We start from the raw sequence: 22092 nt of genomic DNA, 5'->3' as shown, positions 1-22092 counted from the left end.
TATCAAATTTTATTTTACTTGAGAAGCCTAAGCATTTTCCATTCTCATAATACACATAATCATTTCCCCAAATAAAATATATTCCTGCATATTATCAATTTTTTTAATAACCGGTATGTATTCGTCAGGTATATAACGGCTCATTTCCTCTTTTAAATCATCAATACTGGGGACATTGGAACAATAATAAGCAATTAGATCAGGCCCTAGTATTGAAATAATAGAAACCAGAGTCTTAGCAACTATTTCCGTGGATCCTTCAATTGTCTTTGCAAGCTCCTCAGTACTTTTACTATAATTGAGTGGCAGATACTGTACTTCACCGGCAATATTCTGTCGTCCTTTTACTATCTGACCTTTAAAAATATTTCCCACTCCGCCAATTTTATTGCCTTTAGGTAAAAAATAGAAAGACATCGTATCATAACCGGTATTAACAGCATATATTCCTGAAACAATCGCATTCACATCATTATCTAAAGAAAAGGAAATATTTGGATGTTTATTCCTTAAATATCCAACAACATCACAATGATCAAAGCCTTCACCTAACATAGTCAAATGTCCTCCTTGAATAATACCCGGCATCGCAATTCCTACTATCTTTAAATCAGGATGCTCTAACAGACATAAATTAACAATATCATTATAATCATGAATATCAATATTAGGCTTAATCATTTCACCATTTGTAAGAATCTCTTCCTGCTGATAAACACGATAGACAATATGAGCATGAATTCTGGATTTTAAAACACCGATAGAAAGAATTTTCTCCGGATAATTAATATTCACTTTCAGCTGTAAAAGAGGCACTTCAGGAATATCTTTTTTTAAAGCAAGCTCAATTTGTTTAAATATAGCACCACAGTCATATTGAGCAAAAACGTGCGGAGCGATAGCTTCTACAGGGACACGATGTAAAACTGATTGAATATAAGCCTGCTGATAAGCAATCTGAGGAGCAAGCAAGATAACATCATAATCATTTCCCTGATCAGCAAGCTCATTAAAAGAAACAGCTGAAAACTCATAATCCAACATGATAGTCCTTGCAGCATCATTTAATGATTCAGCAAAAAACGATGTTGTCAGCCCGCTTGTACAGCTTAATAGAATTCTTAATTTCTTACGTTCTTGAGCATGAATCATTGTATTAACAAGTTCATGAAATAATCCGGCAGCATGCTTTAAAGTCTGCATTTGAAAATGCAAATAAAAATCTACTGATCCGGTTTGTCTATTTTCTAATACCAATTCAATAACATTATTTTTATGAAAAGCAGCCTTTCCAAAAGAACGTTCTGTTTCTAAATAGATCTCTTCCTCATCACCAGATGTTTTTAAAGACATCTTGCATCCTTTAATAGACTGACACAAAATCCATTGCTTAAAAATCAAAGTATGAATATCTCTTAAAAAATCATCCATCATTCTGTCTCCCATATAAAACTATTTTATCATTTGATAGATATTATTTCTACACATCTTTAAAATATCATGAATTTCTTATATAATATCTTTGGTGATTAATATGACTCTACAACAACTAAAATATGTCGTAACAATTGCAGCCAAAGGAACTCTCAGTGAAGCTGCCAAATATTTATATATGTCTCAACCTTCACTGACCGGAGCAATTAGAGAATTAGAGAAAGAACTGGGCATCAGCATTTTTAGACGTACAAATAGAGGTGTTCTCCTAACACCTCAGGGAGAAGAATTTCTTGGCTATGCCAGAGCAGTCTTAGAACAGGCAGAATTGATTGAAGAAAAATATATTAGTAAGATAAAAGGAAAGAAAACATTTGCGGTTTCAACACAGCATTATTCATTTGCAGTAGAAGCTTTTGTAGAATTATTAAACAGATATGGTGAAAGTGAATATGATTTTCGTATTAGGGAAACACAGACCTATACTTTAATAGAAGATGTGGCTAAGTTAAGAAGTGAGATAGGGATTTTATATCTTAATACTTTTAACCAGACTGTCATCAATCGTACATTAAAAGAGAATAATCTGACATTCCACTCACTCTTTAAAGCTAAACCTCATGTTTTTTTATCTAAAACATCACCTCTTGCCGATAAGTCCTTTATCACACTTAATGATTTAAAAGACTACCCTCGCTTATCTTATGAACAGGGAGAACGTAATAGCTTTTATTTTTCTGAAGAAATACTTTCTACATTAGAGAGTAAAAAGAATATTGTAGTTTCAGACAGGGCAACTCTTTTTAATCTTCTGATAGGACTTAATGGCTATACTTTTTGTAGTGGTGTAATTAATCAGGAACTGAATGGTCCTAATATTATTGCAGTTCCCTTAGATGTTGATGATTATATGGAAATTGGCTATTTAACACATAATCAAACTATTCTTTCAAAGCTTGCTGATGAATATATTGATATGCTTAAATTAAAATCTCATGAACAATGAGATTTTTTATTATAGTCTATCATTATTACAAGAGATAAGATATTGTCGGAAGATTTTTAAAACCTAAAATTTTAAAAGAAGCAAGATTAAAATATAAGAATCATAAACTAACAAAAGAGGAATGCACTGATATTGAAAACAAATGTATTAATGATTTAATAAAAAAAGAAAATGTAAGTAAATATTACTTGGAATTTGATGATGAAAGATCAGGAGGATTTGAACCTTTAAAATATGTTTCAGAAAATAAGGAAGTTGTTTTAGATCATATAATCATTAAACATGCTTTTCTAGAAAAAAAGAAACGATCATTAAACGGATTAAAGAAGCAGTCAGTGTATTCATCATTATCTCCTCAATGCGGCTTTGCTAGCTGTAAAATAGGCAACAAACTAACAAAGCCGCAGCAATAGAAAAAAATTCAGCTGCTTAAAGAAATCGCAGAAGAAATCTGAAACTAACTATTTTTTAAATATTTATAAAGTTCTAACATCAAACGATTAGTAACCGATATCATAGAGAGTTTATAGTCTCCTAAAGTGTGGACTGTAAACTCTTTTTCTCTATTAATCATAAAAGATATACAATCACCTAATCTTTGATGCTCTACTTTGCTTTCTACAAAAAGATGAGCTTTCTTATCTAAATATGGCTTAAAAAGATTAGGAACTATTTCTCCAGAAATATATATTTTAGGCATAATCTCAAAAAGTGCTTGCTGTATACTGCAAGAGTCAAGCAGATATCCTTTAAGACGGCAAGATATCTCCTTTTTATAATAAGCCATTTTATGATCAGCTTCTATTCTGCTTTTAGCCTTAACAGCTATTCTAATACGCACCTGCCCTTCACCGGCATACATTGCAAGTGTTACATCTTTCTGACTATTTTGCAAATCAGAAAGCTTATCATCAACAATGCTTTCTCCAAGTCCCATTTCTAAAAAATCATAAGTATAAAGCCGGTATTGACAATATTTCTTTAAAAAATCTTTCAAAGCATGATCAGCAACATATTTAAGTTCTTTTGGAGGTCCGGGAAGGTTAATAATCATTTTATTATCTTTACTCATCACACATCCATTAGCAGTTCCTAGCGGATTCTCTAAAATATAGGCATCTTTTGGAAAATAAGCCTGTTTAAAATTATTATCAGTTAAGACATTCCTCTGAGAAACAAACATTACTTTCTCTCTTATCTTAGTAGCCTCTTCCTTTATATAATCCATTTCTAAACCAAGATACCCGGCACTTAATTCTTTAGTCAAATCATCCTGAGTAGGACCTAATCCTCCTGTTGTGATAACACAATCAGCACCTCTTTCAAAAGCTAATGTCAGACTATTTTTAATCCTTAAAGGATTGTCCCCTACAACAGTTGTATAAAATACATCTAAGCCTAATTCTTTACATAACTTTAATAAATATACAGCATTTGTATTGACTATTTCTCCTAATAGCAACTCTGTTCCTACATTCATTATTTCTACTGTCATCCTATTCTCCCTTCCTGAAATGCATCTAAAAAAGAAAGAATCAAATTATAAATTTGATTCTTCCATGATTTTTTCAATATTTATTTCAATTCTTTTACCTATAGAAATAATAAAATCTAACTCTTTATCTGTAAATCCTTCCAGCATTTCATGTGTCGTAGCATCAACAATATCTAAAGCTTTAAGAAGTTCTTTCTTTCCTTTAGCAGTTACTGATAGTCTAAATTTTCTTCTATCTTTCTTGTCAGTTGTACGTTTAACATAGCCAATTGTTTCTAAACGCTTAATTCTGACTGAAAGTGTTGCTTCAGAAACAAACAATAAATCAGCCAGTCTTTTCTGTGTGCAACTCTTCTCTTCTGTTAAAGTATATAAAAGCTGGCTTTGTTCACGAGAAATTGGAAAATCCTTAAGTTTCTCTTTAATAATCCCAGACATCTGTTTTTTTGCGAATGCAATTGTGTTAATAGCTTCTTGTACCTTATCCATATTATTATCCCCACTTTTCTAAATATACTAAAAATTATATTCATAAATTGAAATAAGTCAATATATTTAACCTTTTTTACAAAATATTTTTATAATGAAAAACCTTTTTTCCACTCACATAATCGCTTACAGTCTCCCCATGACCTCTTAAACAATACTTGTAAGTTACTAGTCCATCCAGACCAACAGGACCTCTGGCATGAAGCTTGCCGGTAGAAATACCTACCTCGGCTCCAAATCCATATCTAAAACCGTCAGCAAACCTTGTCGAAGCATTTAAATAAACACCTGCGGAATCTACATGCTTAATAAAATAATCCGCTGTTTCCTTATTTTCTGTAATAATAGAATCAGTATGATGAGAGCCATAGTTATTTATATGTATAACAGCTTCTCTGACATTTTCAACAATCTTTAAAGAAACCATCAAATCTAAATATTCCTTATGATAATCTTCTACTAATTCTATCGGAATAATTGTATTAACCTCTTTATCACCAAAAAGCTTAATTCCTAATTTATCAAACTCTTTTTTAATCATCGGTAAAACAGTAGTTGCTTTACTGCGATTAATAAGTATTGTCTCTACAGAATTACAAGCTGCAGAATACTGAGTTTTAGCATCAATAAGAATTGGCATAAGAAGGTCATTATTATAATCTTTATCAATATAGATATGGCATACTCCATCAGCATGTCCCATGACCGGTATCCTTGTATGATTCATAATATATTGGACAAACTGATTAGAACCTCTAGGAATAAGTAAATCCACATCCTTATCACACTCTAATAATTCATCTATCTCACTATGTTCAGTAACTTGCATCATACTTCCTTCCGGAAATCCTCCTTCAATAGCACTTTGATACAATAAATCAAATAAGATTTTATTGGTATGTGCCGTCTCCTTTCCACCCTTTAAGATTGCTGCATTCCCGCTTTTTATACATAATGAAGAAATCTGTATTAAAGCATCCGGTCTTGCTTCAAAAATAACGCCTATTACACCAATAGGAACACTTATTTTTTCTAAAACAAAATCTTTATCCAGTTCTCTTTTTAAAAGAGTTTTATTTAATGGATCTTCTAATTCAATCAGCTGTCTTATACCCGCAACAGTACTCTCTAATTTATCTATATCAAATTTTAATCTTTTTATAATAGCTGACGAAAGACCGGAAGCTTGATCTAAATCTTTCTGATTCTCCTTAAATATTCTATCCTTACTGGTTTCTAATTTCTCAATAATATTAGCTAATATCGTATTTCTAGTCTTTTCACTTGTATCATTAATCATTGATGATACTTCTTTAATTCTTTTTACCTGTTCTTTTATCTTCATTTATTACCTCTATTAATATACATATTATTAGCATGTATCACTTCATCATAATCTTTATAATTTAATACATTTTCTATCTCACTTGTCTTTAATCCCTTAATAAGCTTAATCTCATCACTTGAATAATTAACAAGACCTTTAGCGATTAGATGATTATCACTATCTATAATATTAACTGCCTGACCATTAAAAAACCGACCGGAAACATCAATAATCCCTTTAGGAAGCAGGCTTGTATGTTTTAATAAAGCCTCTTTACATCCTTCATCAACAATAATAGATCCTTTAGCCTTTGTACGATAAGCCAGCCAATGCATTTTAGCATTCAAACGCTGACTGGCATTAAACCATGTTCCTTCATGATCTAATGCATTTAAAATACTATCTTCTTTATGACTGTTAACTATACACATATGACATCCATAATCATTAACCATTTTGGCCGCTTTTATTTTAGTTGCCATGCCTCCTGTACCAATATGACTTGTACCTTCATCGGCATAACTAATAATCTTTTCATCTACAAACTCTACATAATCTAAAAACAAAGCATTCTGATGAGTATGAGGATTTGCGGTATAAAGCCCATCTATATCACTAACAAGAATTAAAAGCTGTGCATCTGCCGCCGGAACAATAAGAGCACTTAAGGTATCATTATCACCAAATTTAATTTCTTCAACAGCTAAAGCATCATTTTCATTGATAATAGGAACAACATCATAATCAAGTAAAGCATGTAAAGTATAAGAAAGATTCTTAAGTCTTTGACGATCATCAAAATCATCATGATTTAATAGAACCTGTGCACATCTCATATTAAAAATCTGAAAGACTTCTTCATAGATCTGCATCAGATGAGCCTGTCCAATCGCAGCTAAAGCCTGCTTTTCAGGTAAAGTTTTTGGCTTTTTATCAAGTCCAAGTTCTCCCATTCCGGCAGCAATAGCCCCTGATGAAACCAATACAACAGTATATCCCTGCCTTTTTAATTTAGAAATCTGCAAAACAAGCTGTAATATCTTTTCTTTATTAATTTGCCCATTATCATCACATAATGATGTAGACCCGGCTTTAACCACTATTCTCTTAATATCTTTGATATTTCTCATAACTTTCACCTGCTTTTTACCATTATAAAGATTTAATTCTTTAATGTCTATTAAAAAAGAAGTCCTTAGACTTCTTAAATGCTTTTATGCTTGATTTCATCTTTTATTAAAGAAACAAATTCATCATAAGAAACAGTCGTCTGTTTTTGTTGTCCATACTGTCTATATGTTACTGTTCCTTCATCTCTTTCACTATTACCTAAGACAAGTTCATAAGGAATCTTTCTCATCTGAGCTTCTCTGATACGATAGCCAAGCTTTTCATCACGATTATCCAATTCCACTCTGAAGCCTTCTTTTCTTAAATCATCTAAAACTTTCCGAGCATATTCCTGATGATATTTATTATTAACCGGCAATACGATAATCTGTTTTGGAGAGAGCCATAAAGGAAGATTCCCTTTTGTTTCCTCTAAAAGAAATGCAATAAAACGATCTAATGATCCTAAGATAGCCCTATGAATAACAACAGGTCTAACCTTTTCACCATTCTCATCTACATAAGTTAATTCAAAGCGCTCAGGAAGCTGATAATCAAGCTGAATAGTAGATAAAGTAACATCATGTCCAATAGCACTCTTAACCTGTACATCAAGCTTAGGTCCATAAAAAGCAGCTTCTCCCTTTGCTTCATAATAATTAACTCCCATTTCTTCTAAAACATGTCTTAATTCAGCCTCACTCTTTTCCCAGAGATCATCATTGCCAAAATATTTTTCTTTATCTTCCGAATCTCTTAAAGATAATCTAAATTCATAATCTTTAAAGCCAAAATCCTTATACACATCTAAAATCAATGCGGCAACAGCCTTAAATTCAGAAGCAATCTGGTCAGGACGACAGAAAATATGGGAATCATTCTGAGTAAAAGCTCGTGTCCTTTCAATACCTGTTAAAGCTCCTGATGCTTCAAATCTAAAGTCATTCGCAACCTCTGCCAGTCTTATCGGCAGATCACGATATGAATGAAGAGAGTTCTTATAAATCACCATATGATGAGGACAATTCATAGGTCTTAATACAAAAGCTTCCTCATCCACTTCCATTGGCGGAAACATATCTTCTTTATAATGATCCCAATGTCCGGATGTTTTATATAATTTAACATTACCAAGTGATGGTGTCATAACATGCCGGTATCCTAATGCTACTTCTTTATCAGTAATATAGTCGGATAATAAACGTCTAACAGTAAACCCATTAGGCAGCCACATAGGAAGTCCTCTTCCTACAAGATCAGCAAACATAAAAATTCCCATCTCTTTTCCCAGCTTACGATGATCTCTTTGCTTAGCTTCTTCCAGAAAATTTAAATGTTCTTCTAATTCTTCTTTTGTTGGGAAACATACTCCATAAATTCTCTGTAAGACTTTATTATTTTTATCGCCTTTCCAGTAAGCACCGGAATGTTTAATTAATTTAAAATTCTTACATAACTTAACTGTTTCAACATGAGGACCTCTGCAAAGATCAGTAAAATCACCCTGAGAATAAACAGAAATCACTGTCCCCTCCTCAAAATGATTAATAAGATCTATCTTATATTCATCATCTTTAAATTTTTCTAAGGCTTCTTCTTTAGTGATTTCTGATCTAATGATACGCTTCCCGTCTTTACATATCTTTTTCATTTCTTTTTCTATCTTAGGAAGATCTTCTTCAGAAATTGTCTTATCACCTAAATCAATATCATAATAAAATCCTTCTTCTACAACCGGTCCTACCCAGAACTTTGCCTGTGGATATAAATGCTTCACTGCCTGTGCCATTACATGTGCACAGGAATGATTCAATGTATTTAATTCTTTCTCATTTAAAAAATCTCTCATATTCCCTCCTATATTAAAAGAGTCCTCCGCCAAAGGACGAAAGGACTCGTGGTACCACCTTTATTTGTTACTATGTAACCTCATATCTCGTAACGTGAGTATCCGGAGATCTCTTTCGAGCTCAGCTAACAGGGAGTATCTTTTGTTTCCTATCAGAAGTTTTCACCAACCACTTCTTCTCTAAAGATATTTCATCAAAGACATATCCTGAATCATCGCTTTTATTTATGTATTCATTTTTACACTTAACCGCTTTTTTGTCAAGCAAATACAAAATAATTAACAGATAGTTATGTTTTCACTAAAATGATTTCATAATAACACTGATTTTATTGATTTTATTGATATTATTTAGTATCATAAAAATATATTTAGTATATGAAAGGAGTGTTTTTATGGGAGAGTACATTAAATTAATTGGTATTCTTATTATTGTTTTAGGGTTTGCCTTAAAGCTGGATGTACTTGCAGTTGTTATTTGTGCGGCAGTTGTTACCGGACTAATATCAGGCATGGATATTGCTACAATTTTGACAACTTTAGGTCAAGCCTTCGTTTCACAGAGACTGATGTCTATTTTTCTGATCATGTTTCCTGTTATTGCGATTTTGGAAAGATATGGACTTAAAGAAAGAGCTGCTTATTTAATCGGCAAGCTGAAAAATGCATCTGCCGGTGTCGTTCTTACACTTTATACAGTGATCCGTTTTATTGCGTCAGCTTTCAATGTCAGATTAGGTGGACATATTCAGTTTATTCGTCCTTTAATTCTGCCTATGTCTTTGGCTGCCAGTGAAAATAAAAAAGGTGATAAATTAAATGAAGAGGAATTAGAACAGCTTAAAGGAATTAACGGTGCGATTGAAAACTATGCTAATTTCTATGGACAAAACTGTTTTCCGGCTGCTTCAGGTGTTGTATTAATTCAAGGAACACTTGTCAGCCTTGGTTACACTAAAGTTACATTGCAAAGCATTGCAGCTTCAAGTTTTGCAATCTTCTTTGTTGCTTTAATTCTCACTATCGGTCAAATTGCTTTGATTGATCGTAAACTTAAGAAAGGAGCTAAAAAATAATGGATAATTTCTTAACAAATATATTACCGGAAATTGCATATGCTCTTTGTGGATTGGTATGTTTTAATACTGCTTATCGTGGTCTTAAAAATGAAGAAGCAAAATATGGAACAACTGTCTTTTGGGGTCTTCTGGGCATAATCTTTATGTTCGGTAAAATCATTCCCCCTTTAATTGTTGGTATTATTATTGTGGTTATGGGTATTCTTACACTCACAAAACAAGTAAAAATGGGTGTATTTGCTGATGTCAGTCAAGAAGAGAAAGTAGCACAAAGTAAACGTGTTGGAAATAAAATCTTTATTCCCGCTGTTGCGATTGGATTATTTGCTTTCTTATTATCACTCATTAAATATAAAGGCTACTCAGCTGCTGCTAAAAAGATTACAAACCTTTCCTTAAATGGTGCTGTTTTAGTTGGCGGTGCTTCATTAATTGCTTTAGGACTTGCGATTATCATCTGTCGTCCAAAAGTAAATGAGACAAGAGAAAATACTTCTCGTTTGTTAATGCAGGTTGGTGCTTCCTGTCTATTACCACAGCTTCTTGCAGCATTAGGTACAGTACTGCAAAAAGCCGGTGTTGGAGAAGTCATTTCAAAAACCATCCTTCACATTATCCCTAATCCAAGTATCACTGTAGGTGTTATCATTTATGTATTAGGTATGGTCATCTTTACTATTATCATGGGAAATGCATTTTCTGCTTTTACTGTTATTACTATTGGTATTGGTGCTCCATTTGTTATTGCAAAAGGAGGTAATCCTGCTATTATCGGTGCATTAGGTATGACAGCCGGATATTGTGGTACATTATTAACACCAATGGCTGCCAACTTCAATATTGTTCCTTGTGCAATCTTAGAAACTAAAGATCAGAAATGGGGAATGATTAAGACGCAGTGGCCTATTTCATTATTGTTAATAGTAGCTCACATTATCTTAATGCTGACTATTGGATTTAATTAGGAGGTATAATAATGAAGATATTAGTTACCGGTTTTGATCCCTTTAATGGCGAATCAATCAATCCGGCTATTGAGTCAGTGAAAAGACTTCCTGATACGATAGCCGGTGCAGAAATCATAAAACTGGAAATTCCAACTGTATGTCATAAATCACTGCGTGTCATTAAAGAAGCAATTACTAAATACAATCCGGATATTATTCTATCTATTGGACAGGCAGGCGGACGTCCTGATATTACTGTTGAAAGAATAGGTATTAATATTGATGATTGCCGGATTCCTGATAATGATGGTCAGCAGATTATTGATGAACCTATTTTCCCTGATGGTCCGGCCGCTTACTTTTCAGCACTGCCAATAAAGGCGATAGTAGCAGAAATACAGAAAAAAAATATTCCTGCATCTGTCTCAAATACAGCCGGAACATTTGTATGTAATCATGTTTTATATGGTGTACGTCACATCTGTGAGACTGAATTTTCTGGTAAAAGAAGCGGATTTATTCATATTCCGTTCCTTCCTGAACAGGTTATTAATAAAAAAAATATGCCTAGCATGTCTTTAGATACAATTGTGAAAGCTCTTACTGTAGCTATCAAAGCAATTGTAGAATATAAGGATGATATTAAAGTAACTGGCGGTGCAACTCATTAATGAGAGTTTTTGTCTATGGTACTCTAAGAAAAAATCAGTATAACTACAACACCTACTATAAAGATAAGTCTCAATTTATTAGCTATGGTTATATTAAAGGCACATTATATAGCTTAAAAGATGCGATATATCCTGCTTTTATTGAAGAAGGTAACACTCTTGTACTAGGTGAAATATATGAACTGGAAGCCACTACTTCCAGCCGGGCAGATACCATGGAAGGATATATTTCAAAAGGAAATATTAATAATGAATATAATAAAACAATTTTACCTATTTATGATATTGGTGGAAAGGTTATTGATAGATTGCCTGTTTATACATTCAATATTTCTAATCCGATACATAAACAGAGATTAAAAGACATCATTCCTTCCGGTGATTATATTGATTATTTAAACAAAAAGAATTGATTTATTTCAATTCTTTTTCACTTGCCTGATTATCAAAAATGACTATAATACAATCATGGAGAAAAATATGTATTGTATAAACTGTGGCACTCAATTAATCACAAAAACAGACGGTATCGATGGTCAAGTTCCTTACTGTCCTCATTGTCATAAATTTCAATATCCCCCATTTAATAGTGCTATTAGCACAGTAATTCTATCACCGGATTTAAAAAAAATATTGTTAATTAAGCAATATGGAAGAAAAGATAATATCCTTGTTGCCGGTTATGTCACTAAAGGAGAAAATCTTGAAACAACCTTAAAAAGAGAAATTAAAGAAGAAGTTAATCTGGAAATAAAGAATTACCTTTATAATGATAACCAATACTATGCCCCTTCCAATACTCTGATTACTAATTTTATTGTAATTAGTAAAAATACAAATATCAGACTTACCAATGAAGTAGATGACGCTCAATGGTATCCTATTGATGAAGCTCTCAAAGTTATTAAGCCTCAATCTCTAGCTTCCTATTTTTTAAATAAAGCAGTTAATAAAATCAAGAATATTCGTTAAATTATAAATAATATGTATATTATTCAATTATATAATACAGTAAAATAAAAAGAGGATTGAATCCTCTTTTTATTTTACTGTAATTAATTCTAAATAATTGGTCTGTCCAACAACACCCGGTGTACCGCCGGTAACCAGAACTTTCTCACCAATAAGAATACCGCTTTCTCTCGCTAATACATTAGCTAAATTAACAAGTCCTTCTTTAGATTTCATTTCCTTAGCAAGAACCGGATGAACACCCCAAGACAAAGCAAGAAGTTTAACTGTCTTTTCAAATGGAGTTGCTGCAATGATCGGACATTCAGGCTTATAACGTGACATACGTTTAGCAGTACCGCCTGTTTCAGTAAATGCAATAATTGCAGCTACTTTAAAATTATTAGCAATTTCAGCAACAGACATACAGATAGCCTCGCTTGTATTGTCATCAGATGTTTTAATAGCAAATCTTAACAAATTACTGTAATCAAGCTGTTCTTCTGTCTTTTTAGCAATCTTAGTCATAGTCATAACAGCTTCTTCAGGATACTTACCCTGTGCCGACTCACCGGAAAGCATAATAGCATCTGTTCCATCAAAAATAGCATTAGCAACGTCTGATACCTCAGCTCGTGTAGGCCTAGGATTTTCCTGCATAGATTCAAGCATTTGTGTTGCTGTAATAACAATCTTACCGGCAGCATTACATTTTTTAATGATTTCTTTTTGAATACCGGGAACATCTTCAGCAGGTACTTCAACACCTAAATCACCGCGAGCAACCATAATACCATCGGATACTTCAATAATTGCATCCATATTGCCTACAGCCTCTACTGATTCGATCTTTGATAATACCTGAATATTCGGCTTACCGCATTCAACAAGCAGTTTTTTAATATCCAGTACATCTTGTGGTCTTCTGACAAAAGATGCGGCAATAAAATCAACATCCATTTCACAGCCAAACTTGATATCATTAATATCCTTTTCAGATAAGAATTCAAAAGCAAGAATAGCTCCCGGAACATTAATACCGCGAGTATTTTTTACTTTACCATCATTAGCTGCAATACAATAGATTTCTTTATTTTCTACATGATCAATCTGTAAAGCCACCTGACCATCATTAACTAAAATAAATCCGCCCGGTTTAACATCACGATATAATTCTTTATAAGAAATTGTAAAGCGATCAGAAGTTCCTATAATATCTTCAGTTGTAATAATACATAGCTGACCTTTTTTAAATTCAGCTACCCCATTCTCAAATTCACCGGTTCTAACCTCCGGTCCTTTTGTATCAAGCATAACCGCAACATTAGTTCTTAATTCTTTATTAATTCTTCTGATTTTCTCCATTTTTGCAGCATGTTCTTCATAATTACCATGAGAAAAATTACATCTCATAACATTCATACCGGCTTTAATGAGTTTTCTCAGCATCTCTTCATTATCGCTGGCAGGTCCAATAGTACAAACAATTTTTGTTTTCTTTTTCTTTTCTTTTAACAATTTAAAATCCCCCTCTGTTTCTTAACGAAGTTTTAACACATCGTTATAAATACCCTGATTAACCGCTCTCTTGTTTTCAAATATTTCCAGCATAGGAACAGCCACGATCTCACCCTTTTGTTCAGCAATAGCTAATGCTCCCTTGCCTTCTTCTAAAAGTTCAACCGCCTTAATACCCATTCGTGAAGCAAGTACACGATCTCTGGCACTTGGACGCCCGCCACGCTGTAAATGTCCGAGAACATTAGCACGTGTTTCAAATCCGGTTGCCGATTCAATTCTCTTAGCTAGTTCATCAACATTTGTAACATGTTCTGTTATAACTACAATTGCATGCTTTTTATCACTGGCTTTAGATAACCTTAATGTTTCAATCACTTTCTGCTCATCAAATCCGGTCTCACTGGTAATCACAATTTCAGCTCCACAAGCAAGACCGGCATTAACAGCTAAATCACCGCAGGTTCTGCCCATAACCTCAAGAATTGTACATCTCTGATGTGATCCCGAAGTATCCCGCAAACGATCCAATGCTTCTACAATAGTATTAAGACATGTATCAAATCCTACCGTATAATCAGTTAATGGAATATCATTATCAATAGTACCCGGAATACCAATACAGTTAACTCCCATTTTTGTCAGTTCCACTGCCCCATGATAGCTTCCATCTCCGCCAATCACAACTAAAGCTTCAATTCCTACCGCTTTCATCTGCTCAATCGCTTCAGCTCTGATAGATGGATCTTTAAATTCAGGGAAACGTGCTGATTTTAAAATTGTTCCACCAACATTAATGATATTACGTGTTGAATGCCTATTGAACTTATAAAACTGCCCATCATGAAGACCTTTATAGCCAAGCATGACACCATAGATATCAATCCCTTTGTTTAAACAAGTTCTTGCAACAGATCGAACGGCAGCATTCATGCCCGGTGCATCTCCCCCGGATGTTAGAACACCTATACTTTTAACCATATTATTCACCTCTTGATCTTAATCTCTGACAATATTTTATCATAAATTCCATGTCATTTCTAGAATTCATAAAAAAGTTATAAATAAAATCAAAAAATTATATTTTTTTAACATAAAGTATTAAATACCGTTATTTTATATTTATCAAGTAAAACTTAATAATGTAATAATTTAATTTTTAATCCAAGATGATTTCATCAGACATACCGATTACCTTACCGGCTATTTTCCTAGCTCTCATTTGATCTGTTTTATCTCTTAAACGGATTGTATAAACATTCTGTAATTCATCAATTGAAAATGATGAAGTAAAAAAAGTAGGTAATTCATTAATTGCACGATAAGTCAATAAAGTTAATAATATTTCATCTCTTGACCATCCGCCAACATTTTCATCTCCTAATCCGTCTATTAATAGATAAGGAATATCTAATATCTGCTTTAAATAAGATTCAGCACTTGTCTGACTAAAACTTGCCTTCATGTCATATAACAAGGTCGGAAAATTACATATTCCTGTTTTATACCCTTTACTTGCAAGAGCATTCATTAATGAAGCTCCTGTTAAAGTAGCACGACTGGAATCCTCATCATAAAAATAAAAGCCATGAGTTACAGGATGATCTAAATAGCCTAATATTTTTTTTAGCTTAATTAAAGAATCTTTATCTTCTTGTAAGCCTTTTTTCCATAAAACTGTTTCTTCAAGTTTTGTAAGAGCAATCTTATCAGATAAATTATTAAAAACAAATTTTGTTAAAATAGTATGATCTTTCTCTCTTATTTTACCATAACGACAAAAAGAAAGCGTTGTTGTCACTGTCCCATCATAATGTAGCGTTTCACATAATCCTTTAGAAATCTTAGGACAATAGTCTAGTCCCTGGCAATGACTACAAAGTTTCTTATCTTCATAATAATTAAGGAACACACTCCAGTATCTGCTCATTGTTTGATAATCAATATGATTAATCTGTAAGAAATTTTTAATATCCGGATCTTTAGAAAGTTCATATAAACTTTCTTTTTTGATTTTCTCCAAATCTACATTTATTTTTATTTTATCTTTAACTTTAATCATATCTATCACCTTTTAAACGATTAAGAATATCAGAAAGATCCTGATCATCAGCAGGCTCCTGTACCCTCTTTTTCTTTTGAACAGTTATCTCACTTGGTTTCTTATGAATCAGCGTTGCTTCATAAGCCTCTTTTACTGTCTTAATATGCTTTCTTGCCCAGGATGCTCCTATTGTTTCACAATAAGAACGACTTAGAATATCATTATTCTTTCCTAAAACATATTCAATTAATAAATTAACAACACCCGGATTAAGCCCTAACTGAGTCATTAATGTCTCAGCAATAGAAAGATCATGAACAGAAGGCTCTCCACCTCCCTGCTTATGTTTTAAAAGCTCATAAGGACTTATTTTTTCTAAATACTGAAGATGTAAAGATAAAGAATCATTACCATAAACTTCTTTATCTTTTTCAGCCTGTTTTAAATAAACTGCAGTCATTTTATCAGTACTATTCATATTATAAAAAGAGAGACACTTTTCTTTAAATACTTTACGATCAAACTTATTATCTTCAATACTCTCTCTTACTAATGAAGCTAAAGTTAGATTATCAACATTATATAAAACAGCAAGCTGTTTTATATAAGTAATATGAGGACTTATAACACGATGAGATATCTGATAATCTTTCATCGCTTCTTCAAATAAGCTTAAATCATATTCTGTTTCAAAAGATGCTTCCTTATAATTTAAGAAATTTGATTTTAATTCTAATGGAACAGATTGCTCCAAATTAAAAGTAAATACATCAGAAAATTTTGCAGTAACCTCCTCATATTCTCTCTTATTTTCACCGGCAAGGCGAAAATAATTCTTTGTTTTTTCAAATTCTTCATTCCCCAGTGTCTGCTTAAGTAAAGTCACTAAAATTTGATTCCTAAAGAAAGTAGGTAATGTAAGAGGTGATATCAAACGATAAAGGTAAGCAGATAAGCCCTCTTGCTGCTTAACATAACTTTTTAGTAATCCAATAGCTTCCAGTTTTTTTAAATTCTCTTCAAGCTCTTCTAAAGACATATGCATAATAGTTAGCAATCTTGATAACAGACAGGCCCGATGAAAACGATCCATTCTTTTAGCTTCTGCTAATAATGTCATATAAAGACCATAAGCATTCTGACCTATTAACGGCTGATATAAGAGAATAAGAACATCTGACTGAACATTATCTAATGGATAAGAATATTCAGTATAATATGTATCACTGCGATATAGCATGTTTAATTTCCCCCAGTATTGTATTTAACTGCTGATAAGTATGCTCTATTGTACCAGAATTATCAATAACATAATCACTACGTCTTTCTTTTTCAGTTATTGGCATTTGTAATGAAATACGATGAACAGCCTCCTGATAACTCATATGATCTCTTTCCATCAATCTTTTAATCTGAATATTCCTATCAGCTTTAACAGTTATTATTTTATCACATAAAAGATAAAAATCTGTTTCAAATAATAAAGGAACATCAATAAAAGTAAGAGGTTCAAGATGAGCAAGTATTTTTTCTTTAACATAAGGATGAATAATACTTTCTAAATACTTACGCTCTTTAGAATTATGAAAAATAACTTTAGATAATTGTTTATGATCTATTTCTTCCTTAAAATGAAAATGAGATAGTATTTCTTTAAAAACAGGACTGCCTTTTTCTAAAGCCTCATGAGATATTTTATCAGCATCTAAAACATAATAACCCTGACTTAAAAGATAGTTCGTAATCAGGCTTTTGCCGCAGGCTATCCCGCCGGTAATTCCAATAATCATAAAGACTCCTTGATTCTTTCCATCAGTTCAATAACACGTCTATTATCCTGATGAGTATAATTTTCATGTTCTATTCTCAAATACGCAATACTCTGAAGCACTGCTTCTATTTCGCTATGAAAATCATCATAGTCATATTCTACTGTACATGTCTGTGATTCACCATCTTTCAAATTAAAAACAGCTTCCATAGGACGATAATAAGGATCCATAATAATATCACCTTTTGTTCCTTTAATAATCATCTTACGATTATCAGCACTATCCATTGCACATTCTATAAAAGCCTTTTGACCATTTCTAAAAGTCAAAGTAATACGATCATGAACATCTACGCCATCACAATAAGTAGCATCATTTTTAATACTGATTACATCATCTTTAATAAAATCACATACACTGGCAAGCCCATAACATCCGGTATCATATAAGCAGCCTCCCTGCTCTTTATCAAATAAATAATGATCTTTTCTATGATTCTCTAAATAAAAACAGAAATGATTAGAAATAGAGATAATATCCCCTATTAAACCTTTATTAATTTCCTTATGAACAATCTTAAGCAAAGGCAGAAATCTGGTCTTCATAGCCTCCATAAAAAACAAATGACGTTCTCTAGATAATGCTGTCAGCTCATCAAATTCATTAACCTTTAAAACAGCAGGTTTTTCTACTAATACACATTTATCATGAAGCAAAGCTTCTTTACACCATTTGTAATGCAAACTATGGGGTACACAAATATAAACAACATCTACTTCCTGATCATTTAATAAATCTTCATAATTATCATAAATAATATATGGTTGATATTTCTTTTTAAATTCTTCTCTCTTGCTTTCCGTATAGCTTGCTCCTGCATAAAAATCAGCTTCTTCAAAATGGCTCAAACTATCAGCAAAGCGATGAGCAATATTACCAAGTCCGATAATTCCAAAATGTAACATATATCTTCTCCTAATATCTCTTCTTTTGACAGAACGGACAAAAATAAGTTCCTCTGCCATTAAGCATAATCTTCTTTATAGAATTCTTACATACTGTACAATTTTTTTGTCCATGAACGGATAATTTCACCTGAAAGAGTCCATGAATACCATTTGCATCAAACGAATGGATAGTCGTACCGCCTTGTTTAATTGCTTCTTTTAAAACAGAAACTGATATTTCTATAAGCTCCCGAGTACGTTTTTTTGATAATCGGGAAGCTTTTGTCCGTGGATCTATTTTCATATGAAAACATATCTCATTAGCATAAATATTACCAATCCCACTCATAATATGCTGATCGAGCAAAACAGTCTTAACAGCTAAAGAAGAATGATGAATCTTCCTATAAAGCTCTTCTTCAGTTATATCAAAAGGCTCTTTACCTAATTGAGATAAAGGAGGCTCATCAACATAATTCATACCGACAAGCTTCATGCGACCAAACTTTCTTGTATCGTTATAACGCATATCTGTACCATCATCAAAATGAAAAATAATATGATCATGTTTTTGATAAAATGTATCTGTACTTTTAATATTAAACTTGCCTTCCATTCTTAAGTGAGCAATAAAAACTGTCTGTTCTTCTAAAAGAAAAATAAGATACTTACCCATTCGATCAATATCAAGAATCTTCTTATTAGAAACAGCCTGTTTGAATATTTCCGGTTCATCCTCTATTATTTTAGGATAACGTAAATCAGCAGAAATAATCTTCTTATTTAAAACAAAATGTTTTAATGTCTGTCTAACAGTTTCAACCTCTGGTAATTCCGGCATATTATTTCAAACTGCACCAGTCTCTGGCACATGCTCCTTCTGCCTTTAATGGCACTAATAGTTCAAAACAGTTTTCCATAGCTTCTTTAACTGCTTTCATAAAATCTTTACATTCATCTTCATAAACATCAAAAATAAGCTCATCATGTACCTGAAGAATAATTTTTGATTTAAAATGATGTTCTTTAATTGTCTTATTGGCAGCAATCATTGCCAGTTTCATAATATCTGCTCCGCTTCCTTGAATAGGAGCATTCATTGCAAATCGTTTAGCCTGCTCCCTCACCATAAAATTCTTATCATTAATAGTAGGAATATATCTTTTTCTATTAAGAACTGTTGATACATAACCTTTTTTTTGACAATCTTTAATAATCTGATCCATATAAATTTTAATCTGAGGATAGGTTTCAAAGTACTTCTTAATAAACTCTTTAGCTTCTATAATACTCATATCAGCCTGTTTTGATAATCTGAATTCACTCATGCCATAAATAATCCCGAAATTAATGGTTTTGGCCTGTCTTCTCATCAATGGTGTAACATCCTGATCATCAACACCAAAAATCAAGGCAGCTGTATGAGCATGAATATCCTTATCCTGCTTAAAAGCATTAATCAGACGATCAACATTAGCAAGATGAGCTAATATTCTTAATTCAATTTGAGAATAATCATATGATACAAGATAACCATGATCCGATACAAAAGCTTTTCTGATCATTTTTCCTTCTTCACTGCGAACAGGAATATTCTGAAGGTTAGGATCTACAGAAGATAATCGTCCTGTCTGAGTCAATGTCTGCTTATAAATCGTATGAATTTTTCCATCAGAAAAAATCTGCTGCTCTAATCCTTTTAGATAAGTGGAAGATAGCTTTGTATACATACGATATTGAAGTATTTTACTTATAATAGGGTGTTGATCTTCTATTTTTTCTAAAACATCCTGACTCGTAGAATATCCTGTCTTTGTTTTCTTACCTGATTTTAAGCCCATTTTTACAAAGAGAATATCCCCAAGTTGTTTTGGTGAAGAGATATTAAATTCTTCACCGGCAAGAGTAAAAATCTCCTGAGAAAGATTTTCTATAAGCAGATCAAAAGAATAATCCATCTCCTTCAATACCTTTGAATCAACCTTAGCCCCTTCATACTCCATATCAGCTAAAATAAAGCTAACCGGCATTTCTATATTTTCATAAAGATCATACTGCTGTTTATCTTTAAGTTTTTCTATAGACACTTTTTTAAGATTATAGATTGCTTTCGCATTTTTCAGACAATATAAAGAAAGCTTATCTTTATCAGGAATATGCTTTTTGACTCCTTTACCAAAGATTTCTTCTTCATAGAAAACATCACTATAGTCATAATAATCAGCAACATTCTTAATATTCTCTTTGACTCCCGGTGATAATACATAAGTAGCTAGTGATAAGTCATATATTATCCCCTTAATTTCAATATGATGCCATCTTGCGGCAAGCAACCCTGCCTTAAGATTAAACATATACTTCTTTTTACTCTCATCTTTTAAATACTCAAGAAAATCCTTATCTTTCAAAGCATCTTCATAGCTAATAAAATAAGCCTGATTCAAATTATATATCGCAAAGCCTAAAATATCACTGTGATGATAATTTTCATCATAAAGACAGACATATAATGCTGAATTATTATTTATGACAGGCATTCTCGATACTGTTTCACCGGTAAAAGAAACTTCTGTTTTATCCTGTTTTAATGTCATTGACTTAATCAATGAATTCATATCATACTTTAAATAAAATTCTTTTAATGTTTCAAAATCAAACCCATCATAATGAGCTATACTTAAATCAATATCCAAAGGAATATCTCTTAAGATAGTCGCTATTTTTTTACTCATGAAAGCAGCACCGATGCCTTCTCTGATCTTTTCACCAAGCTTCCCCTTAATTTCTTCTTTATGTTCATCAATACCTTCAATTGTTCCATACTGATGTAATAATTTAAGTGCTGTTTTCTCGCCAACCCCCTTAATACCGGGAATATTGTCAGCAGTATCTCCCATCAGACCTAAAAAGTCTCTAATCTGGTCAGGGCTTAAATCATATTTTTCTGATAATGTCTCCTTATTATAAACATCTAATTCAGTAACACCTTTAACTGTACGATAAACAGCAGTCTTATCAGAAATAAGCTGAAAAGCATCTTTATCACCTGTATAAACAGAAACACGAAAATCATTCTTCTCACCAAAGGAAACTAATGTTCCGATCAAATCATCGCCTTCATAGCCTTCTAATTCATAATAAGGAATATTATGTGCTTTAAGATACTCTCTCGCTATATCAAACTGTGGTATCAGCTCCTCAGGTACTCCTTTTCTGGTTGCCTTATAATCTTCAAATAGTTCGTTTCTAAATGTATGTTTTCCATAATCAAAAGCAGTCAGAATATATTCAGCCTTTCTATCTTCTAAGATTTTTTCTATCATTCTGGCAAATCCATAGACTCCATTTGTTGGTATTCCATCTCTGCTGATCATAAAGTTACCTGTATAAGCAGTTGCATAGAATGCTTTAAAAAGCAGTGAATTACCATCTATTAATATTAATTCTTTCATT

Annotated in this window: 21 protein-coding genes and 1 other annotated feature; of the genes, 7 read left to right on the top strand and 14 right to left on the bottom strand. The window is 32.5% G+C overall.

The genetic code is table 11. From position 1 onward, the window contains the following. Positions 1 to 27: 27 nt before the first annotated feature. Positions 28 to 1431 carry a hypothetical protein gene (locus HMPREF9943_RS03180; RefSeq protein WP_004801955.1) on the bottom strand — a complete coding sequence of 468 codons (1404 nt, stop codon included), beginning with the start codon at positions 1429 to 1431 and terminating at the stop codon, positions 28 to 30. 103 nt (positions 1432 to 1534) lie between these two features. On the opposite strand from HMPREF9943_RS03180, the gene HMPREF9943_RS03175 reads away from it, so the two are divergent. After that, positions 1535 to 2440 carry a LysR family transcriptional regulator gene (locus HMPREF9943_RS03175; protein ID WP_004801953.1) on the top strand — a complete coding sequence of 302 codons (906 nt, stop codon included), beginning with the start codon at positions 1535 to 1537 and terminating at the stop codon, positions 2438 to 2440. 188 nt (positions 2441 to 2628) lie between these two features. Further along, a complete protein-coding gene (locus HMPREF9943_RS03170; RefSeq protein WP_026624154.1) occupies positions 2629 to 2853 on the top strand; it encodes a uroporphyrinogen decarboxylase/cobalamine-independent methonine synthase family protein in 225 nt (74 codons plus the stop codon). A 44-nt stretch (positions 2854 to 2897) separates the two neighbouring features. On the opposite strand, the gene HMPREF9943_RS03165 is transcribed toward HMPREF9943_RS03170, so the two are convergent. The 5 genes from HMPREF9943_RS03165 to thrS all read right to left on the bottom strand — a co-directional run bounded on the left by HMPREF9943_RS03165 (position 2898) and on the right by thrS (position 8710). Further along, complete coding sequence (locus HMPREF9943_RS03165; RefSeq protein ID WP_004801951.1) at positions 2898 to 3935, bottom strand: competence/damage-inducible protein A; 1038 nt, start codon at positions 3933 to 3935, stop codon at positions 2898 to 2900. 45 nt (positions 3936 to 3980) lie between these two features. Beyond that, on the bottom strand, positions 3981 to 4424 hold the full coding sequence (locus HMPREF9943_RS03160; RefSeq protein ID WP_004801949.1) for a MarR family winged helix-turn-helix transcriptional regulator: 444 nt from the start codon (positions 4422 to 4424) through the stop codon (positions 3981 to 3983). A gap of 76 nt (positions 4425 to 4500) precedes the next feature. Next, positions 4501 to 5769 carry a glutamate-5-semialdehyde dehydrogenase gene (locus HMPREF9943_RS03155; RefSeq protein ID WP_004801948.1) on the bottom strand — a complete coding sequence of 423 codons (1269 nt, stop codon included), beginning with the start codon at positions 5767 to 5769 and terminating at the stop codon, positions 4501 to 4503. Beyond that, on the bottom strand, positions 5766 to 6881 hold the full coding sequence (gene proB, locus HMPREF9943_RS03150; protein WP_004801946.1) for a glutamate 5-kinase: 1116 nt from the start codon (positions 6879 to 6881) through the stop codon (positions 5766 to 5768). Before proB ends, HMPREF9943_RS03155 begins: the two co-directional genes overlap by 4 nt. Positions 6882 to 6955: 74 nt before the next feature. Next, a complete protein-coding gene (gene thrS, locus HMPREF9943_RS03145) occupies positions 6956 to 8710 on the bottom strand; it encodes a threonine--tRNA ligase (protein ID WP_004801945.1) in 1755 nt (584 codons plus the stop codon). A 29-nt stretch (positions 8711 to 8739) separates the two neighbouring features. Beyond that, positions 8740 to 8935 (bottom strand) — a binding site (T-box leader). Between the two features lie 170 nt (positions 8936 to 9105). Between thrS and HMPREF9943_RS03140 the strand changes: the two genes are divergently transcribed. From HMPREF9943_RS03140 to HMPREF9943_RS03120, 5 genes are all read left to right on the top strand, one after another. After that, positions 9106 to 9786 carry a DUF969 domain-containing protein gene (locus HMPREF9943_RS03140; RefSeq protein ID WP_004801942.1) on the top strand — a complete coding sequence of 227 codons (681 nt, stop codon included), beginning with the start codon at positions 9106 to 9108 and terminating at the stop codon, positions 9784 to 9786. Further along, complete coding sequence (locus tag HMPREF9943_RS03135) at positions 9786 to 10754, top strand: DUF979 domain-containing protein (RefSeq protein ID WP_004801941.1); 969 nt, start codon at positions 9786 to 9788, stop codon at positions 10752 to 10754. Before HMPREF9943_RS03140 ends, HMPREF9943_RS03135 begins: the two co-directional genes overlap by 1 nt. Before the next feature lie 11 nt (positions 10755 to 10765). After that, a complete protein-coding gene (gene pcp / locus HMPREF9943_RS03130) occupies positions 10766 to 11407 on the top strand; it encodes a pyroglutamyl-peptidase I (RefSeq protein ID WP_004801939.1) in 642 nt (213 codons plus the stop codon). Further along, the gene (locus HMPREF9943_RS03125; protein ID WP_004801937.1) at positions 11407 to 11820 is read left to right on the top strand and encodes a gamma-glutamylcyclotransferase family protein; all 414 of its coding nucleotides are present in this window, start codon (positions 11407 to 11409) and stop codon (positions 11818 to 11820) included. The genes pcp and HMPREF9943_RS03125 overlap by 1 nt, the downstream gene beginning before the upstream one ends. A gap of 67 nt (positions 11821 to 11887) precedes the next feature. Next, positions 11888 to 12379 (top strand): NAD(+) diphosphatase, encoded by a 492-nt coding sequence (locus tag HMPREF9943_RS03120; protein WP_004801934.1) that lies wholly within the window; start codon positions 11888 to 11890, stop codon positions 12377 to 12379. A 69-nt stretch (positions 12380 to 12448) separates the two neighbouring features. Here HMPREF9943_RS03120 and pyk read toward each other — a convergent pair whose 3' ends face one another. The 8 genes from pyk to polA all read right to left on the bottom strand — a co-directional run bounded on the left by pyk (position 12449) and on the right by polA (position 22091). Beyond that, positions 12449 to 13876, bottom strand: coding sequence for a pyruvate kinase (pyk, locus tag HMPREF9943_RS03115; RefSeq protein WP_004801933.1), 1428 nt, complete (start codon positions 13874 to 13876; stop codon positions 12449 to 12451). 21 nt (positions 13877 to 13897) lie between these two features. After that, complete coding sequence (gene pfkA / locus HMPREF9943_RS03110) at positions 13898 to 14857, bottom strand: 6-phosphofructokinase (protein ID WP_004801931.1); 960 nt, start codon at positions 14855 to 14857, stop codon at positions 13898 to 13900. Between the two features lie 178 nt (positions 14858 to 15035). After that, the gene (locus HMPREF9943_RS03105) at positions 15036 to 15938 is read right to left on the bottom strand and encodes a hypothetical protein (RefSeq protein ID WP_004801920.1); all 903 of its coding nucleotides are present in this window, start codon (positions 15936 to 15938) and stop codon (positions 15036 to 15038) included. Continuing rightward, complete coding sequence (locus HMPREF9943_RS03100) at positions 15931 to 17160, bottom strand: DnaD domain protein (RefSeq protein ID WP_004801919.1); 1230 nt, start codon at positions 17158 to 17160, stop codon at positions 15931 to 15933. The genes HMPREF9943_RS03105 and HMPREF9943_RS03100 overlap by 8 nt, the downstream gene beginning before the upstream one ends. After that, the gene (gene coaE, locus HMPREF9943_RS03095) at positions 17144 to 17710 is read right to left on the bottom strand and encodes a dephospho-CoA kinase (RefSeq protein WP_004801918.1); all 567 of its coding nucleotides are present in this window, start codon (positions 17708 to 17710) and stop codon (positions 17144 to 17146) included. Before coaE ends, HMPREF9943_RS03100 begins: the two co-directional genes overlap by 17 nt. Beyond that, on the bottom strand, positions 17707 to 18657 hold the full coding sequence (locus tag HMPREF9943_RS03090) for a Gfo/Idh/MocA family protein (RefSeq protein WP_004801917.1): 951 nt from the start codon (positions 18655 to 18657) through the stop codon (positions 17707 to 17709). Before HMPREF9943_RS03090 ends, coaE begins: the two co-directional genes overlap by 4 nt. Positions 18658 to 18667: 10 nt before the next feature. Next, positions 18668 to 19480 (bottom strand): DNA-formamidopyrimidine glycosylase, encoded by an 813-nt coding sequence (gene mutM / locus HMPREF9943_RS03085; RefSeq protein ID WP_004801915.1) that lies wholly within the window; start codon positions 19478 to 19480, stop codon positions 18668 to 18670. Between the two features lies 1 nt (position 19481). After that, positions 19482 to 22091: a DNA polymerase I gene (gene polA, locus HMPREF9943_RS03080; RefSeq protein WP_004801910.1), complete on the bottom strand. Its 2610-nt coding sequence runs from the start codon at positions 22089 to 22091 to the stop codon at positions 19482 to 19484. Between the last annotated feature and the right edge of the window lies 1 nt (position 22092).

The sequence above is a fragment of the Eggerthia catenaformis OT 569 = DSM 20559 genome (genome assembly GCF_000340375.1).
Classification (GTDB): Bacteria; Bacillota_I; Bacilli_A; order Erysipelotrichales; family Coprobacillaceae; genus Eggerthia; species Eggerthia catenaformis.
The sequence above is the reverse complement of the archived record's forward strand: the minus strand, read 5'-3'. Positions and strand labels throughout refer to the sequence as shown.

Bases quoted from the DNA above. Each gene is read 5' to 3' on its own strand.
- HMPREF9943_RS03180 (WP_004801955.1), bottom strand. From the start codon at position 1,431: ATGGATGATTTTTTAAGAGATATTCATACTTTGATTTTTAAGCAATGG.
- HMPREF9943_RS03175 (WP_004801953.1), top strand. From the start codon at position 1,535: ATGACTCTACAACAACTAAAATATGTCGTAACAATTGCAGCCAAAGGA.
- HMPREF9943_RS03165 (WP_004801951.1), bottom strand. From the start codon at position 3,935: ATGACAGTAGAAATAATGAATGTAGGAACAGAGTTGCTATTAGGAGAA.
- HMPREF9943_RS03160 (WP_004801949.1), bottom strand. From the start codon at position 4,424: ATGGATAAGGTACAAGAAGCTATTAACACAATTGCATTCGCAAAAAAA.
- HMPREF9943_RS03155 (WP_004801948.1), bottom strand. From the start codon at position 5,769: ATGAAGATAAAAGAACAGGTAAAAAGAATTAAAGAAGTATCATCAATG.
- proB (WP_004801946.1), bottom strand. From the start codon at position 6,881: ATGAGAAATATCAAAGATATTAAGAGAATAGTGGTTAAAGCCGGGTCT.
- thrS (WP_004801945.1), bottom strand. From the start codon at position 8,710: ATGAGAGATTTTTTAAATGAGAAAGAATTAAATACATTGAATCATTCC.
- HMPREF9943_RS03140 (WP_004801942.1), top strand. From the start codon at position 9,106: ATGGGAGAGTACATTAAATTAATTGGTATTCTTATTATTGTTTTAGGG.
- HMPREF9943_RS03135 (WP_004801941.1), top strand. From the start codon at position 9,786: ATGGATAATTTCTTAACAAATATATTACCGGAAATTGCATATGCTCTT.
- pcp (WP_004801939.1), top strand. From the start codon at position 10,766: ATGAAGATATTAGTTACCGGTTTTGATCCCTTTAATGGCGAATCAATC.
- HMPREF9943_RS03125 (WP_004801937.1), top strand. From the start codon at position 11,407: ATGAGAGTTTTTGTCTATGGTACTCTAAGAAAAAATCAGTATAACTAC.
- HMPREF9943_RS03120 (WP_004801934.1), top strand. From the start codon at position 11,888: ATGTATTGTATAAACTGTGGCACTCAATTAATCACAAAAACAGACGGT.
- pfkA (WP_004801931.1), bottom strand. From the start codon at position 14,857: ATGGTTAAAAGTATAGGTGTTCTAACATCCGGGGGAGATGCACCGGGC.
- HMPREF9943_RS03105 (WP_004801920.1), bottom strand. From the start codon at position 15,938: ATGATTAAAGTTAAAGATAAAATAAAAATAAATGTAGATTTGGAGAAA.
- HMPREF9943_RS03100 (WP_004801919.1), bottom strand. From the start codon at position 17,160: ATGCTATATCGCAGTGATACATATTATACTGAATATTCTTATCCATTA.
- coaE (WP_004801918.1), bottom strand. From the start codon at position 17,710: ATGATTATTGGAATTACCGGCGGGATAGCCTGCGGCAAAAGCCTGATT.
- HMPREF9943_RS03090 (WP_004801917.1), bottom strand. From the start codon at position 18,657: ATGTTACATTTTGGAATTATCGGACTTGGTAATATTGCTCATCGCTTT.
- mutM (WP_004801915.1), bottom strand. From the start codon at position 19,480: ATGCCGGAATTACCAGAGGTTGAAACTGTTAGACAGACATTAAAACAT.
- polA (WP_004801910.1), bottom strand. From the start codon at position 22,091: ATGAAAGAATTAATATTAATAGATGGTAATTCACTGCTTTTTAAAGCA.